Origin of the sequence: Nocardia sp. NPDC057227, from assembly GCF_042669725.1 — a bacterium.
GTDB lineage: Bacteria > Actinomycetota > Actinomycetes > Mycobacteriales > Mycobacteriaceae > Nocardia > Nocardia asteroides_A.
The window spans coordinates 1-15,048 of the sequence record NZ_JBHUXA010000025.1; the positions used below are offsets into that span (position 1 = coordinate 1).

At 72.9% G+C, this 15,048-nt stretch carries 19 protein-coding genes; 9 read left to right on the forward strand and 10 right to left on the reverse strand.

From position 1 onward, the window contains the following. Positions 1–46: 46 nt before the first annotated feature. Both ACFUJ1_RS27495 and ACFUJ1_RS27500 read right to left on the reverse strand, forming a co-directional pair. Positions 47–274, reverse strand: a complete 228-nt coding sequence (locus ACFUJ1_RS27495; RefSeq protein ID WP_233020114.1) for a DUF3107 domain-containing protein — start codon at positions 272–274, stop codon at positions 47–49. A gap of 97 nt (positions 275–371) precedes the next feature. Further along, positions 372–911, reverse strand: a complete 540-nt coding sequence (locus ACFUJ1_RS27500; RefSeq protein WP_378650030.1) for a YceI family protein — start codon at positions 909–911, stop codon at positions 372–374. Positions 912–1,011: 100 nt separating this feature from the next. Here ACFUJ1_RS27500 and ACFUJ1_RS27505 point away from each other — a divergent pair, with 100 nt between their 5' ends. Further along, complete coding sequence (locus tag ACFUJ1_RS27505) at positions 1,012–1,845, forward strand: helix-turn-helix transcriptional regulator (RefSeq protein ID WP_378650032.1); 834 nt, start codon at positions 1,012–1,014, stop codon at positions 1,843–1,845. Between the two features lie 116 nt (positions 1,846–1,961). On the opposite strand, the gene ACFUJ1_RS27510 is transcribed toward ACFUJ1_RS27505, so the two are convergent. The 3 genes from ACFUJ1_RS27510 to ACFUJ1_RS27520 all read right to left on the reverse strand — a co-directional run bounded on the left by ACFUJ1_RS27510 (position 1,962) and on the right by ACFUJ1_RS27520 (position 4,675). Then, the gene (locus ACFUJ1_RS27510; protein ID WP_378650034.1) at positions 1,962–2,651 is read right to left on the reverse strand and encodes a ferritin-like fold-containing protein; all 690 of its coding nucleotides are present in this window, start codon (positions 2,649–2,651) and stop codon (positions 1,962–1,964) included. Between the two features lie 17 nt (positions 2,652–2,668). Continuing rightward, the gene (locus ACFUJ1_RS27515) at positions 2,669–3,748 is read right to left on the reverse strand and encodes an alpha/beta hydrolase (protein ID WP_378650036.1); all 1,080 of its coding nucleotides are present in this window, start codon (positions 3,746–3,748) and stop codon (positions 2,669–2,671) included. Positions 3,749–3,817: 69 nt separating this feature from the next. Then, positions 3,818–4,675, reverse strand: a complete 858-nt coding sequence (locus ACFUJ1_RS27520) for a hypothetical protein (RefSeq protein WP_378650038.1) — start codon at positions 4,673–4,675, stop codon at positions 3,818–3,820. A gap of 341 nt (positions 4,676–5,016) precedes the next feature. Here ACFUJ1_RS27520 and ACFUJ1_RS27525 point away from each other — a divergent pair, with 341 nt between their 5' ends. The 5 genes from ACFUJ1_RS27525 to ACFUJ1_RS27545 all read left to right on the forward strand — a co-directional run bounded on the left by ACFUJ1_RS27525 (position 5,017) and on the right by ACFUJ1_RS27545 (position 10,008). Beyond that, complete coding sequence (locus ACFUJ1_RS27525) at positions 5,017–6,870, forward strand: DEAD/DEAH box helicase (protein ID WP_378650176.1); 1,854 nt, start codon at positions 5,017–5,019, stop codon at positions 6,868–6,870. Between the two features lie 113 nt (positions 6,871–6,983). Continuing rightward, the gene (locus ACFUJ1_RS27530) at positions 6,984–8,213 is read left to right on the forward strand and encodes a hypothetical protein (RefSeq protein WP_378650040.1); all 1,230 of its coding nucleotides are present in this window, start codon (positions 6,984–6,986) and stop codon (positions 8,211–8,213) included. Positions 8,214–8,237: 24 nt separating this feature from the next. Continuing rightward, complete coding sequence (locus ACFUJ1_RS27535; protein WP_378650042.1) at positions 8,238–8,858, forward strand: acid phosphatase; 621 nt, start codon at positions 8,238–8,240, stop codon at positions 8,856–8,858. After that, positions 8,855–9,340, forward strand: coding sequence for a GNAT family N-acetyltransferase (locus ACFUJ1_RS27540; RefSeq protein WP_378650044.1), 486 nt, complete (start codon positions 8,855–8,857; stop codon positions 9,338–9,340). The genes ACFUJ1_RS27535 and ACFUJ1_RS27540 overlap by 4 nt, the downstream gene beginning before the upstream one ends. Continuing rightward, the gene (locus ACFUJ1_RS27545) at positions 9,340–10,008 is read left to right on the forward strand and encodes an endonuclease V (RefSeq protein ID WP_378650046.1); all 669 of its coding nucleotides are present in this window, start codon (positions 9,340–9,342) and stop codon (positions 10,006–10,008) included. Before ACFUJ1_RS27540 ends, ACFUJ1_RS27545 begins: the two co-directional genes overlap by 1 nt. Position 10,009: 1 nt before the next feature. On the opposite strand, the gene ACFUJ1_RS27550 is transcribed toward ACFUJ1_RS27545, so the two are convergent. Beyond that, positions 10,010–10,444, reverse strand: coding sequence for a hypothetical protein (locus ACFUJ1_RS27550; protein ID WP_378650047.1), 435 nt, complete (start codon positions 10,442–10,444; stop codon positions 10,010–10,012). 63 nt (positions 10,445–10,507) lie between these two features. Between ACFUJ1_RS27550 and ACFUJ1_RS27555 the strand changes: the two genes are divergently transcribed. Both ACFUJ1_RS27555 and ACFUJ1_RS27560 read left to right on the forward strand, forming a co-directional pair. Further along, positions 10,508–11,461: a diacylglycerol/lipid kinase family protein gene (locus tag ACFUJ1_RS27555; RefSeq protein ID WP_378650049.1), complete on the forward strand. Its 954-nt coding sequence runs from the start codon at positions 10,508–10,510 to the stop codon at positions 11,459–11,461. 246 nt (positions 11,462–11,707) lie between these two features. Beyond that, the gene (locus ACFUJ1_RS27560; RefSeq protein ID WP_067659745.1) at positions 11,708–11,962 is read left to right on the forward strand and encodes a WhiB family transcriptional regulator; all 255 of its coding nucleotides are present in this window, start codon (positions 11,708–11,710) and stop codon (positions 11,960–11,962) included. 101 nt (positions 11,963–12,063) lie between these two features. Here the strand turns inward: ACFUJ1_RS27560 and ACFUJ1_RS27565 are convergent, their stop codons facing one another. Continuing rightward, entirely contained in the window at positions 12,064–13,578 is a 1,515-nt protein-coding gene (locus ACFUJ1_RS27565; protein WP_378650051.1) for a sensor histidine kinase, read from the reverse strand. Between the two features lie 12 nt (positions 13,579–13,590). Continuing rightward, the gene (locus tag ACFUJ1_RS27570) at positions 13,591–13,806 is read right to left on the reverse strand and encodes a biotin/lipoyl-binding carrier protein (protein WP_233020127.1); all 216 of its coding nucleotides are present in this window, start codon (positions 13,804–13,806) and stop codon (positions 13,591–13,593) included. Positions 13,807–13,898: 92 nt separating this feature from the next. On the opposite strand from ACFUJ1_RS27570, the gene ACFUJ1_RS27575 reads away from it, so the two are divergent. Beyond that, positions 13,899–13,973 carry a 50S ribosomal protein bL37 gene (locus ACFUJ1_RS27575; RefSeq protein WP_110293457.1) on the forward strand — a complete coding sequence of 25 codons (75 nt, stop codon included), beginning with the start codon at positions 13,899–13,901 and terminating at the stop codon, positions 13,971–13,973. Positions 13,974–14,039: 66 nt separating this feature from the next. Here ACFUJ1_RS27575 and rsrA read toward each other — a convergent pair whose 3' ends face one another. Next, positions 14,040–14,342, reverse strand: a complete 303-nt coding sequence (gene rsrA, locus ACFUJ1_RS27580) for a mycothiol system anti-sigma-R factor (RefSeq protein ID WP_378650053.1) — start codon at positions 14,340–14,342, stop codon at positions 14,040–14,042. Beyond that, complete coding sequence (locus tag ACFUJ1_RS27585; RefSeq protein WP_233020128.1) at positions 14,339–14,983, reverse strand: sigma-70 family RNA polymerase sigma factor; 645 nt, start codon at positions 14,981–14,983, stop codon at positions 14,339–14,341. The genes rsrA and ACFUJ1_RS27585 overlap by 4 nt, the downstream gene beginning before the upstream one ends. Positions 14,984–15,048 lie beyond the last annotated feature (65 nt).

Consider the following 15,048-nt stretch of genomic DNA (forward strand, 5'->3'; position numbering starts at 1 on the left):
GCCCCGCACCGATATCGGTGCGGGGCCCTCGTCGTCGGCGAGAGGTTCAGACGGCGGCGAAGCCGACCCGGCCCGCGGCGGAGGCGCCGATCTCGACGTAGGCCACCTTGGCGGCCTGGATCAGGTACTTGCGGCCCTTCTCGTCGGTCAGCGACAGCACCCCGTTCTCGCCGGCGAGCGCGCCGCTGACCAGGGACTCGACCTCGGCCGGGGTCTGCGAGCTGGCGATCACGAGCTCCCGCGGGCTATCCGAAATACCGATCTTGACCTCCACGGCCAACCTCCGAACCTAGAGTCCTGTGCTGTCGGTCCCAGGCTAGTCGAGCACGCGCCGGGCCCGGCACACGGCCGCTCCGCTGTCAGCGAACAGTTCAGGCCGGTTCCACCAGCTGGATCTCCAGCTCGATCTTGACCGCGCTGCTCAGGAAACCGGGCGCGGGCGCACCGACGCCGAGCGCGGTGCGGTCGATGCTGCCGGTGGCGGAGAAGCCCGCGTGCAGCTTCTCGTCGCCGGGGAACTGCTGGACGCCGCCCCACTCCACCTCCAGCGTCACCGGGGTGCTCCTGTCGCCGAGCGTGGCCTCGCCCTCGACGGTGAAGGTCTCGGCGACCCGCACCGGCGCGGTGGCGCGGAAGGTCAGGGTGGGGCGGTTGGCGACGTCGAGGAAGTCGGCGGCGCGCACGTGCTCGTCGCGGGCGGGGTTGCCGGTGTCGAAGGAATCGAGCTGGATGCCGGCGCCGAGGGTGGCGAGCCCGGCCTCGTCGACGGCGAACTCGGTCTCGAAGCTGGTGAACCGGCCGCGCACCTTGGCGATGCCGAGGTGCCGGACGGTGAAGCCGACCGAGGAGTGATGGGCGTCCAGGGTCCAGGCGCCGGGCTTCAGCAGGGTGTCGTTCGTGCTCGTGGTCATGGCTCCACGGTGCCCGTACCCGGCGGGGGTACCAAGGCCGCGGTTATCCTGGCCCCGACAGGGCGAGGTTGGCGCTCCTCGGATTCGGCATCATGGAGCGATGTCAGGCAACAGGTTCGCCGAGTTCCTCGTCGCGCGCAGGGCCGAGCTGCGCCCCGCCGACGTCGGGCTGCCCGGCGCGGGCCGCCGCCGGACCCCCGGGCTGCGCCGCGAGGAGGTCGCGGTGCGCGCCGGGGTGAGCGTGGACTACCTGGCCCGGCTGGAGCAGGGCCGGGACATGAACCCCTCGCTCGCCGTGGTGGAGGCGCTGGCGGGCGCGCTGCTGCTGGACGACGCGCAGCGGCACCACTTCGGGCTGCTCGCGCTCACCGCGGGCCGCGAGGAGCGCTGCCCGGGCGCCGACGCCCCGGTGCGGGTGGTCCCGGAGAGCGTCGAGGCCATCATCCGGGCGCTCGACCCCACCCCGGCCTTCGTGCTCGGCCGCGGCCTCACCGTGCTCACCGGCAACCGGGCCTGGGAAGAGTTCGCCGAGCCGCTCGGCCTGCTCGACCACCCCGGCGACCTCGCGTATTGGGTCTTCCGGCACGAGACCGCGCGCCGGGTACTGCGCAACCGGGCCGCCGTCGCCGAGGCCTTCACCGCCATGCTCTACCGGGCCAGCACCCGCTGGCCCGCGGACCGGGAGCTGCGCGAGATCATCGACGACCTGCGGCAGATCCCGGAGTTCGCGCAGCGCTGGCAGCCGCGGCTGGCAGCCGAGCCCGCCCCGACCCCGCTGCGGCTGGAGCACCCGGTGCACGGCACCGTCACGATCACCGCGGAGCTGCTGGAGACGCAGCGGGACCACACCGTCGTGGTGTGGCTGCCCGACCGCGGGCTCGCCCGCGAGCGGGGGCTCCGGCTGGTGCGCGGCGACCGCGCGGTCAACGAGTAGCGGGCGGCGCCACCCTCGGACACGCCCGGCTCGACGCAGCCCTGCCCCGGCCATCCGGAACGGTGTAGCCCCGCCCGGCAGCCTGGGCCGGGCCCGCGCCTATGCGCCGGCCCCTTTCACAGGCCGAGCGCGGACATCCTGGCCGCGTGCCCGGCCTGCATGCGCTCGATCAACTTCGCCATGCCGTTCAGGTCGCCGGTGGCGTTGAGCACCAGCTCGGTGAGCTCGTCCCGCTGCGCCATCACGTACTGCGCCTGGGTGATCGCCTCGCCGAGCAGCCTGCGCCCCCAGAGCGTGAGCCGATCCCGCTCGGACCCGTTCTCCTGCACCGCGTTCCGCACCTCGTCCACGACGAACTGGGAGTGCCCGGTCTCGGCGAGCACGTCGCGCACCACGGCGCCGACCTCGGTGGGCAGCGAGCCCGCGATCTCGGTGTAGAAGTCGGCGGCGATCCCGTCGCCGACGTAGAACTTGACCATCGACTCCAGCCAGGTCGACGGGTCGGTGGAGGCGTGGTAGTCGTCGAGCGCGCGGATGAAGGGGTCCATCGCCGCGTAGACGTCGACGCCGCGTTCGGCGAGCGCGGTCTGCAACGTGCCGAAGTGCCGCATCTCGGCCGCCGCCATCTTCGCCGCGAGCACCTTGCCCGACAGCGTCGGCGAGAGCGCGGCCTCCTGGGCCAGCCGGTAGAAGGCGGAGATCTCGCCGTAGGCGAGGACCGCGAAGAGATCGTTCACCCCGGGGTGCTCGGCGGGCACGGCCGACTCGGACGAGGACACGTCGGCAGCAGGCGACTCGACTCCCATGCGCACAGGGTAGCCCGCTACCGGACCGGCGCGACCCCACCGGCCACCTCGACCTGTTCGGTGAGGAATTTGTCCAGGTAGGTCCAGGTGGAGTGAGCGGCGTCGGGGCCGGTCAGGATGCCGAGGTGGCTGCCGGGCGCGGTCTCGTACCGCACCGCGCGGGCGCCGGTCAGGGTGCGCAGCCCGGCCTGCACCGCGCCCGCCGGGGTGATGGCGTCGCGCGGGCCGCCGACGAGCAGCACCGCCGCGGCGACGTCGGCCAGCGCGATCCGGCGCGCGCCGAGCCGGAGCACGCCGGACTCGAGGTCGCCCGCCAGCACGAAGCGCCGCCAGACCTGGTCCATGAAGCGGCCGGGGTAGCCGGCCATGTCGGCCAGGAACCGGTCGATGGTCTGCATCTTGGCCAGCGCGTCGGTGTTCGCCAGGTTGCTCGCGACGAAGAACGGCCGGGTGAGCTCGCGGTCCCAGGCGGAGAGGCGGTAGGAGAGCCTGGTCAGCGGCGCGGGCACGCCGCCCGCGACCCGGATCGCGGCCGAGGTGAGCTGCCCGCCGGTCGGCGCGGCCAGCAGCCGCAGCTGCGGCACGCCGAGCATCCTGCGGTAGTCGAGCGGCGAGCCGACCGCGGTGACCGAGCGGATCGGCAGCTCCGGGTGCGCGGCCGCGGTGAGCAGCGCGAGCGTGCCGCCGAGCGACCAGCAGACCAGGTCGACCGGGGCGCCGCCGCGATCCGCCGAGGTGCGCAGCACCGACTCCGGCAGGATGCGGTCGATCCAGTCCGCCAGCCCCATCCGCCGGTCCGCGTACCCCACCGGCCCGTAGTCGACCAGGTACGGCGCCCGGCCGGAGCCGCGCAGGAACTCGACCACGCTCTGCCCCGGCCGCAGGTCGAAGCAGCTCGCGGGGGCGGCCAGCGGCGGGACCAGGAGCACCGCGGGGGCGTCGGCGGGGCCCCGGTGGTGGTAGCGGCGCAGGGTCAGGTGCGGCTCGGCACACAGCACGTCGGACGGCATCGGCTCCGGCGCTCCGACGCCGGAGCCGAGCGGGGTCAGCGCCAGCGCGTTGCGGGCGGCGCGGGAAACAGCGGCGACGATGCTCACCGCGGCAATCTCGCACATCACGGTACCGCCGGTACCGGGTAACTCGGTTTCGTGACGAGGACCACGCCGTCACTCCCGCCGCAGCCCGACCGGGCTCACCGCGGGGACGATCTCGCGCTGCACCGCGTCGACCAGCGGCGCCAGCGAGGTGGTGAGCTCGGTGGCGGCGTCGCTGGGCAGCGCGGCGAGCGCGCCGTTCCAGGCCGCCTCGTCGGTGACCCGCTCGACCCGCTGCAGCAGCGCGGAGCCGCTGCCGGTGAGCGTCGGGCCGTCCGGCTCGCCGGAGACCAGCCCGGCGGCGCGCAGCTCGTCCACCGCGTCCGCCCACTCCCGCTCGGAGACCCCGCGCGCGGGCCGGATCACCGAGACCGGCGTCTTGCCCGCCGCCGCCTGCAGCACCAGCGCCTGCCGACCGGTGACACCGGCCCCGACCAGGGCGGCGACGTGCCCGTCGCCGCGGTGCTCGCGCAGCGCCGTCGCCAGCTGCCAGAGCGCGGCGACCGGGTCGGCGGGGAGCGGCAGCGCCGCGTTGGCGGCGAAGAGCGGGCGGCCGGTGGGGTCGGCGGCGCGCTGCACCGGCGCGAGCAGCTCGACCGCGCGGGCGCACTCGGCCGCACCGGCGCCAGCGCCGCGGAGCAGCTCGGTGGCGATCGCGGAGCGGGCGGTCAGGCAGGTCTCCGGGGTCGCGCGGGTCCAGGCGTCCGGCAGCGCCCTGGTGACCATGGAACGGTGGAATCCGGCGAAGGTGGCGAGCACCGCGGCCGGGCCGACGGCGCCGAGCGGCGCGGCCCGGAAGGCGAAGTAGGTCTGCCAGTACCCGCGCAGCCCGACGGCGGTACCGGCCTCCTTGACCCCGGCCCCGAAATACACCACATCGTGCAGCGGCTCGAGCGTGGTCCAGATTCGACGGGCCGGATGAATTGCCATGCGCGGCAGCGTACGTGGGCGTTCACCGAGGACAAACGGGCGGGCGGACGCAATTGTGCGAACCCGGCATTCCGAGCGCGGAACAATAGCACGCTACAATCATTGCGGACAACGGAAGTTTGCCGGGTAATGGACCCGGGGAAACGCGCCCGATCTCGGGACTCCGTTGCCAGGAAATGTGCGCGCACCGAATCCGCGGCACTGCCGCGCCGCGCCGACGATCCTGCGAGCGGGCCCCGCCAGGGGCTGCCTGCCCCGATCGTCCGGCAGCGAGCCGAGCGGGTGTCGTCCGAGGAGAAACGTGGTCGTCGCGGGCCACCGGCCCCCACACCTCGTGCGCGCTGATGCGATCGACGAGGAAAGGCACGAACCTGAGCAAGATCACTGTCGAACAGGAACCGGGGCTGGCGGAGACGCTGCTGACCGCGGAACTGGACGCGACCCACACTGCTCCCACATTCGCCGAATTGGGGGTGCGCGACGAAATCGTCCGCGCGCTCGACGAGCGGGGAATCGAACGTACTTTCGCCATTCAGGAACTCACCCTGCCGCTGGCGCTCGCAGGTGAGGACCTGATCGGCCAGGCCCGCACCGGAATGGGCAAGACCTACGGATTCGGCGTTCCGCTGCTGCACCGGATCGCCAGCGCCGACGGCACCGCGCCGCTGGACGGCACCCCGCGGGCACTGGTCATCGTGCCGACCAGGGAGCTGTGCATCCAGGTCACCCAGGACCTGGAGAACGCGAGCAAGTACCTGCGCAACCACCAGGGCGCGCTGAAGGTCACCTCGATCTACGGCGGCCGCCCGTACGACACGCAGATCGCCGCGCTGCGCGCCGGCGTCGACGTGGTGGTCGGCACCCCCGGCCGGCTGCAGGACCTGGCCGACCAGCAGCACCTGATCCTCGGCAAGGTCGGGGTGCTGGTGCTGGACGAGGCCGACGAGATGCTCGACCTGGGCTTCCTGCCCGACATCGAGCGGATCCTGACCATGGTCCCGGAGAAGCGGCAGACCATGCTCTTCTCGGCCACCATGCCCGGCCCGATCATCACGCTGGCCCGCACCTTCCTGAGCAGGCCGACGCACATCAGGGCCGAGGAGCCGCACGACTCCGCGATCCACGAGCGCACCACGCAGTTCGTCTACCGGGCGCACGCGCTGGACAAGGCGGAGCTGGTCGCGCGGATCCTGCAGGCGGAGACCCGCGGCGCCACCATGGTCTTCACCCGGACCAAGCGCACCGCGCAGAAGGTCGCCGACGACCTGGCCGAGCGCGGCTTCGCGGTCGGCGCGGTGCACGGCGACCTCGGGCAGGTCGCCAGGGAGAAGGCGCTGGACCGGTTCCGCAGCGGGAAGATCGACGTGCTGGTCGCCACCGACGTCGCGGCGCGCGGCATCGACATCGACGACGTCACGCACGTCGTCAACTACCAGTGCCCGGAGGACGAGAAGACCTACGTGCACCGGATCGGCCGCACCGGCCGGGCCGGGCGCACCGGCGTCGCCGTCACGCTCATCGACTGGGACGAGCTGAACCGCTGGGCCGCGATCGACAAGGCGCTCGGGCTCGGCATGCCGGAGCCGGTCGAGACCTACTCGCGCTCGCCGCACCTCTTCGCCGAGCTCGGCATACCGGAGGGGGTCACCGGCACGCTGCGCAAGGCGCGGGTCGAGCGGGACGACGACGCGGTCGTCGTCGAGCGGCCTGCGCGGGAGCCGCGCGGTAATCGGTCGCGGCGGCGGACGCGGGCCGGGCAGCCCCTGGATTCCGGCGCCGAAGGCGCCCAGGTCGCCGATGGCGGCTCGGCGGCCGATACCGCCGATGCGCCCGCGCGCAAGCGCCGTCGCAGGCGTCGCGGTGCGGACGACGCGGTGGCCGAGGTGTCCGGCGCGGACGGCGCGGACGGCGCGGCGGACGACACCGTGACGGCAGGCGCTTCCGCCATCGCGGCGGATCGCGACACCCCCGCCGAGGTCGACGGCAACGCCGCGGCCGACGGCAACGCCGAGGTCAACGGCACCGCCAAGGTCGACGGCAACGCCGCCGCCGACGGGAACGCCGCGGCCGACGGCACCGCCGAGTCGGCGGACTCCGACGACTCCGGCGACAAGCCCGCCCGACGTCGCCGCAGGCGGCGCAAGCCGGCCGGCGAGGGCGCGGCCGCCCCGGCCGAGGCCACCGCCGAAGCCTGAGTTCACCCCCGAACCGCCGGCGCACCGATCACGGTGCGCCGGCGGTCGCGTCTCCGGAGCAGCGCGAGCGCTCAGCCCCGGGCGCGGCAAACCCCTGCGCTACGCTCGCGTGCGTGCTCGAACCCGAGCGGCAGACCCGCGCCGACCTCCTGACCACCGCCGGGATCGCCGTGCTCGTGCTGCTCGCCGCCCTGGTGGTCTGGGTCAACTCGGGCGCGCGGCAGACCGATTCGGCGACGGCGGCGACGACCGTGGCGCCCCCGCCGGCGGCGGGCACGGTCCCTACCGCGCTGCGCGAGCTGTGGCAGGCCCCCGACCCGGTCTCGGCCAGGGTCCTGGTCTCCGGCTCCGTGCTGATCACCGGCGACGGCGGCACCGTCACCGGCCGCGACGCGGGCACCGGCGCCGAGCTCTGGCACTACCGCCGCGACCTCCCGCTCTGCGGCCTGGAGACCCAGTTCGGCACCGTCATCGCCACCTACCGCGACGACCGCGGCTGCAGCCAGACGACCATGCTCGCCGCGGACACCGGCGCAAGGCGCACCGCGCGCAGCAGCTACCTGGACGGCGAGATCCGGCTCACGGTTGACGGCACCTACACCCTCGCCGCGGGCGACCGCAGGCTGGAGGTCTGGCGCTCGGACCTGGTGCGCACCCTCGAGTACGGCTACGTGGACGCCCCGGTGAACGTGAAGACCCAGCCGCGGCACGACTGCGAGCTGCGCTCGGCGGCCTCCTCCGCCGCCCGGATCGCGGTGCTGGAGCGCTGCCCCGACGACGCCTCCACCCGGCTCACCGTGCTCGACCCGGCGCCGAAGGACAACACCGTGCCCGAGGAGTTCGGCTCCCGGGTGCTCACCGGCCCCGGCGCGGACGCGCCGGGGGCGCGGGTGCTCGCGGTGACCGAGAACCGCGTCCTGGTCGCGCTGCCCGGCGGCCCCGGCCCGGACGGCACCGTGGTGACGCCGCGGCTGGAGGTCTTCGACGGCACCGGCAACGGCGTCACCACGCACGAGCTCTCCGCGCCGCTCGCCGAGTCGGCGACGCTGACCCGGGTCGGCTCGGCCGCGCTGCTCTTCACCGGCAACAGCGTGATCGCGCTGAACGTGAGCTCGTTCGACCCGCTCTGGGTGGCCACCGAGGCGATCGGCTCGCCCGCAACCATGGCGGGCAGGCTGCTGCTGCCCGCACCCGGCGCCGTCCTCGTCCTCGACCCGATCACCGGCGAGGTGCTCGGCCGGATCCCGGTCGACCGCGGTGCGAGCACCGGCCCGGTGGCGCTCGCGGTGAGCGGTGCCACGGTGCTGGAGCTGCGCGACGGCCGGGTGCACGCCCTCGGCTGAGCGCGGGGGGACATGATGGGTGCCATGTCCGCACTCGACGAGGCCAGGCTCGTACTGCTCCGGCACGGCGAGACCCCGTGGTCGACGCTGCTCAAACACACCGGCCGCACCGACCTGCCGCTGACCGCGCTCGGCGAGCGCCAGGCCGCGGCGGCGGGCCCGGTCCTGGCCGGGCTCGCCCTGCGCACCCCGCTCGTCTTCACCAGCCCCAGGCAGCGCGCGCGGCACACCGCCGAGCTGGCCGGGCTCACCCCGGACGTCGTGGACGAGAACCTCGCCGAGTGGGACTACGGCGACTACGAGGGCCGCACCACCGAGGAGATCAGGGAGACCGTCCCGGACTGGACCATCTGGACCGGCGCCGTGCCGGGCGGCGAATCGGCCGCGCAGGTGACCGCGCGGGCCGACGCGGTGCTGCGCCTGGTACTCCCCGAGCTGCCCGCGCGGGACGTGGTGCTGGTCGGCCACGGCCACTTCTCCCGCGCGCTGATCGCGCGCTGGAACGAGCTCCCGGTGCTGGAGGGGCGCCGCTTCGCGATGTCGACCGGCGGGATCTCGGTGCTCGGCTTCGACCGGGAGGTCCGCACCCTGCACGCGCACAACCTGGTCGGCACCGTCCCCGAACCCGAAGGAGCCCCCGAGTGATCCGCCGCGCAGTCCCCTCCGACATTCCCGCCATCGTCGGGCTGGTGCACGACCTCGCCGAGTACGAGAAGGCCGCCGACCAGTGCACGCTCACCGTCGAGCAGCTGCACGGCGCGCTCTTCGGCCCGGCACCCGCGCTCTTCGCGCACGTCGCCGAGGAGCCGGACGGGCGGGTCGTCGGCAGCGCCGTCTGGTTCCTGAACTTCTCCACCTGGGACGGCGTGCACGGCATCTACCTGGAGGATCTCTACGTCACGCCGGATTCCCGCGGCAGCGGCCACGGCAAGGCCCTGCTGACCGCGCTGGCCGCCGAGGCGGTCGACCGGGGCTACAGCCGGGTGGCCTGGTCCGTGCTCACCTGGAACACCCCATCCCTGGAGTTCTACCGCGCGCTCGGCGCCGTCCCCCAGGACGACTGGATCGGCTACCGCCTCGCGGGCACCGCCCTCACCGACCTCGCCGCCACCGCGGACCGGGGCTGATGCGGCTTCCCGCACCGGAGCTGCCCGCCGACGCGGACGCAGCGGTCGCGCTGCAGGAGCGGCTGCGGCACCGGGTGGCGATCACCCCGCTACCCGCGCGCATCCGCACCGTCGCCGGGCTCGACTCCGCCTACACCGAGTCGGGCGCGGTGGCCGCCGCGGTCGTCGTGCTGGACGCGGCGACCCTGTTGCCGGTCGCCACGGCCGTCGCGCACGGCCACACCGATTTCCCCTACCTGCCCGGGCTGCTCGCCTTCCGCGAGCTCCCGACCGCGCTGCGCGCCATCGAACAGCTCGCCACCCCGCCGGACGTGCTGATCTGCGACGCGCACGGGCTGGCGCACCCGCGCCGCTTCGGCCTCGCCTGCCACCTCGGCGTGCTGACCGGGCTGCCAACCGTCGGCGTCGCGAAGAACGCCTGGGGCGAGCACGCCGAGCCCGGCCGCGAGCGCGGCGCGAGCGCCGACGTCACGGTGGACGGCGACGTGGTCGGCCGGGCGCTGCGCACCCAGGACGGCGTCAAGCCGGTGTTCGTCTCGGTCGGGCACCGCGCGGACCCGGACTCCGCCTGCGCCCTCGTCCTCGCCCTGACGCCGCGCTTCCGGCTGCCGGAGACCACCCGCGCGGCCGACCGGCTGTGCCGGGACGCGCTGCGCGACGGGCCCTGACTCAGGGCGCGTCGACTCCGTACTCCTCGGCCATCCAGCGGTTCGTGCCCGGCGCGAAGAGCAGGACGAGGGCGGAGACGACGATCACGCCGAGTACCGCGCCGAGCAGCGGCTGGTGCGAATCGGTGAGCAGCGACCAGGTCACCGGGAGCAGCAGGACCTGCGCGATCACCGCGATGGCCCGGCCCCAGCGCTGCCCGGCCAGCAGCGCGATCCCGGCGGCGAGCACCGCGCCGCCGAGGATGCCGAACCAGGCCGCGGTGCCGTACCCGCTGGCCTGGCTCTGGTCGTACCCCCGCAGGCCGCGCACGACCAGCACGATCACCACCACCACCGCCACCGTGCCCTGCAGCGCCACCAGGGCGCCGGCGCCGCGCACCGAGTTCGGCGTCGCGGCGCGCGCACCGGGCACCTCGTTCTCGTCGCTCTCGACCACCCGCCCAGCCTAGCGATGGCCGCCCCGGCGGCACCGGCGTACTCCGCCAACTAGGCTTCCGGTGTGCGGACGCTGCTCATCGTCAACCCCAACGCCACCTCCACCACCGCCGCGACCCGCGATCTGCTGGCGCACGCACTGGAGAGCCGGACCCAGCTGACCGTCGCGCACACCCAGCACCGCGGCCACGCGGCCGAGCTGGCGCAGTGGGCGTCGACGAACGAGATGGACCTGATCGTCGTGCACGGCGGCGACGGCACCGTCAACGAGACCATCAACGGCTTCCTGCCGCTGCCCGCGGTGGACGACGGCGAGGCCTGGCTGCCCCGGCTCGGCGTGATCCCCGGCGGCTCGGCCAACGTCTTCGCCCGCGCGCTCGGCATCTCCCCGGACCCGGTGACAGCTACCAACCAGCTCATCGGGTTGCTCGGCACCGGCTCGGACCGCAGGATCGGGCTCGGCCTCGCCGAGGACCGCTGGTTCACCTTCAGCGCCGGTGTCGGGCTGGACGCCGACGTCTGCGCGGCGATCGACGCGAGCCGGGCCAGGGGCAGGGCCGCGACGCCGGCGCGGTACGTCCGTACCACCGTCCGCGAGTTCTTCCGGGCGAAAGGCCGGGAACCGAGGGTCCGGCTGCATATCCCCGGCCACGGACCGATCGATGATGTGCATTACGCCTTCGTCACCAACACCACACCGTGGACCTACCTGGAGAGCACCCCGGTGCACACCAACCCGGGCACCAGGTTCGAGACCGGGCTCGGGCTCTTCGCGGTCCGCACCACCGCCGTCGTGCCCACCGTTCTGCTCGCCGGGCAGCTCCTCCGACCGGGGGGAAACCCCAAGTCACGTAACCTTTTCCGGGACGACGACGTGAAGTCGGTGCGGGTCGAGGCGCACGAGCCGATCGGCCTGCAAATCGATGGCGACTACCTCGGAAAGCGCACCGCGGTGGAGTTCACCGCGGTGCCGGACCGGCTCGGCGTCATCGCCCCGCCGCCGCTCCCTCCGGTGTGATCCCGGCCGAACCCGCCCGGTTGGGCTGCACGAATCGGGTATAGCGAGTACAAAGGACCGAGCAGGATCCCCGAGGGGTTCCTTCACAGCGTGAGCTTCCACACGGTGCACCGCGGACCTATTGACATCTACGGTGTTCGTGAAAGCATTCACAAGCAACCGTGCGGAAACATTCGATACGCACAAGTGAACTGATCACCAACAAACCAAAGCGTCTTTCGGGGCGCCCAGACAAGGAGCAGTGGAATGGACTGGCGCCACAATGCCATCTGTCGCGACGAGGACCCTGAGCTGTTTTTCCCGGTGGGAAACAGTGGTCCGGCGCTCGCGCAGATTGCCGATGCCAAGCTGGTCTGCGCTCGCTGCCCTGTCACTGCCGACTGCCTTTCCTGGGCCCTGAAGTCCGGGCAGGACGCCGGCGTGTGGGGTGGTATGAGCGAGGACGAGCGCAGGGCGCTGAAGCGTCGCAACGCCCGCACCCGCACCCGCACCGTCGTCTAGTTTCGACGGCAGGCTGAAACCGAGCCCAGCCCGGCTCGGCGGATGCCACCCGGCCCGGCACCCCCGTGGTGCCGGGCTTCTCTGCTTCCCGCGCCGGTTTGCTAGCGCCCCTGCCGCCTGCCGAGCGGCACCCGGAGCACCGCGTCGGTGCCGATGTCGGCGCCGGGGTGCAGCCCGATCGAGCCACCCAGCTCGGCGGTCACCAGGGTGCGCACGATCTGCAGGCCGAGCCGGTCCGACGCCTCCAGGCTGAAGCCGGGCGGGAGGCCGCGGCCGTCGTCGCTGATGATCACGTCGAGCCAGCGCGCGGAGCGCTCCGAGCGGATGGTGACGGTGCCGTTCTCGCCGGCGTCGAAGGCGTGCTCGATGGCGTTCTGCACCAGCTCGGTCAGCACCATGACCAGCGGCGTCGCCCGCTCGGCGGAGAAGACGCCGAGCGAACCGGCGCGGCGCACCTTGATCCGCGCGGTGTGCACGGTTGCCACGTCGGCCATGATCGGCAGCAGCCGGTCGACCACCTCGTCGAGGTCGACCTCCTCGTCCACCGACATGGAGAGCATCTCGTGCACCGAGGCGATGGAGGTCACCCGGCGCACCGACTCGGTGAGCGCGACCTGCGCCTCCGGGTTCTCGGTGCGGCGGGCCTGCAGCCGCAGCAGCGCGGCGACGGTCTGCAGGTTGTTCTTCACCCGGTGGTGGATCTCCCGGATGGTCGCGTCCTTGCTGAGCAGCGCGCGGTCCCGGCGCTTGACCTCGGTGACGTCGCGCACCAGCACCGCGGCGCCGGCCAGGTCGCCGTGCGGGCGCAGTACCAGGGTGCGCAGCAGCACGGTCGCGCCACGCGCCTCCACCTCCATCCGCCGCCCGGTGCGCCCGGCCAGCGCGGCCTGGATGTCGCCGACCACCTCCTGCGCGTCGAACGGGTCGGTGACCAGCGAGCGGGTGGTGATGGCGAGGTCCTGACCGGCCAGATCGCTCTGCAGCCCCATCCGGTGGTAGGCGGAGAGCGCGTTCGGGCTGGCGTAGACGACGGTGCCGCCGGTGTCCAGCCGGATGAAGCCGTCGCCTGCGCGCGGGCTGGAGTGCGTGGCCGCGCGGTCCTCGGTGGTCGGGAAGGTGCCGTCCGCGATCATCTGGCACAGGTCGTCGGAGCAGGCCATGTAGGCGGTCTCCAGCGCGCTGCGCACCCGGGAGCGCTGCTGGTCGGTGTCCCGGCTGAGCACCGCGATCACGTCGTCGCCGCAGCGCACCGGGATGGCCTCGCGCAGCGCGTAGGAGGGGTGCGGGTGATAGACGCCCTCGGCCTCGGTCTCGCTGTCTGCCCGGACGATCCGCCCGGTGCGCAGCGCCTCGAAGACCGGGGCGTGCTCGCCCCTGGACGCGGCGGTGCCGACCCGGTCCTCCAGGTGCACGGTGGGCGCGGTGGTCGGGCGGCACTGCGCGACGCAGACGATGTCGGCCCCGTCATCGATCGGGCCCGCCCCGACCCAGAGCAGCAGGTCGGCGAAGGAGAGGTCGGCCAGCAGCTGCCAGTCACCCACCACCCGCTGCAGGTGGTCGACGGCGAGGCCGGGGAGGTCGGTATGTTCGGCGAGCAGTTCACTCAGAGTGGCCACGAACGCTCCGGATCAGGAGATGACGGCGATCAGGTCGCCCTGCTGCAGGACCTGGCCGGGCTCGACCGCGATCGAGGTGACCTCGCCGTCGGACTCGGTGAGCACCGGGATCTCCATCTTCATGGACTCCAGCAGGACGAGGGTCTGGTCGGTCCGCACCGCGTCACCCACCGCGACCTCGACGGTCAGCACCGTGGAGACCATCTCCGCACGCACTTCCTCAGCCATGACACCCCGTCCTCGCATCGGCCCATCCGCTGCGGTTACAGCCAACCACACGTGGAAGAATGGCCGTGAATCAGTCAGAAGGGAGACTACCTATGGGTAAGCGCGGACGTAAGAAGCGCAGCCGCAAGGGGAACGCGGCCAATCACGGCAAGCGGCCCAATTCCTGAATCGCGGCCCGAACGCACGAGCGGCACGCTCCTCCACCGGAGGCGCGTGCCGCTCGTTTTTCGATATCAGCCCTGGTCGGCGCGGTCGATCCGGGTGATCGTGACCGATCGCCTGATCTCCAGCGTCAGCCGGTCGCGGAGCGACTCGGGCGCCCGGTCGCCGCCGCACTTGCGGCTGAGCAGGCCCTTGATCTTCTCCTCGATGCCGTACGCCTCGATACACGGCGAGCAGTGCTCCATGTGGTGCTGCAGCCTGGCCCTGGTCGCGGCGTCGCACTCGCCGTCCAGCATCAGCCAGACGTCGGTGAGGACCGCGGTGCAGTCCAGCTCCAGGTCGGGTTCGGGCGTGCCCTCGTCCAGCTCGCTCACTGCCTGACCTCCTGCCGATCCGCCCGGTTGAACCCCCGCTCGCGCGCCACATCGGCGAGCAACCCCTTGAGTTGCTTGCGCCCGCGGTGCAGCCGGGACATCACCGTACCGATCGGAGTGCCCATGATCTCGGCGATCTCCTTGTACGGGAAGCCCTCGACGTCGGCGTAGTACACCGCCATCCGGAACTCCTCGGGGAGTTCCTGCAGCGCCGCCTTGATGTCGTCGTCCGGCAGCGCGTCCAGCGCCTCCACCTCGGCGGAGCGCAGCCCGGTCGAGGTGTGCTCGGCGGTTGCCGCGAGCTGCCAGTCGGTGATCTCCTCGGTGGGGTACTGCGCGGGCTGGCGCTGCTTCTTGCGGTAGGAGTTGATGTAGGTGTTCGTCAGGATCCGGTAGAGCCAGGCACGCAGATTGGTGCCCTCCCGGAAGGACTTGAAGCCCTGGAACGCCTTGATGTAGGTCTCCTGCACCAGGTCCTCGGCATCGGCCGGGTTCCTGGTCATCCGCAGCGCGGCGCCGTAGAGCTGGTCGAGCAGCGGTAGCGCGTCGCGCTCGAACCGCTGGGACCGCGCGTCGTCGCTCTCCTGTCCGGCGCCGCTGTCGTCCGCGGGGCCGGCTCCGGTGTCATCGTCGCTCGTCACACGAGTCCCTTCGGTCGCCGTACCCGCCAAATCTACCGGCAGTTCCGCGGCGACCGGGAACCGCA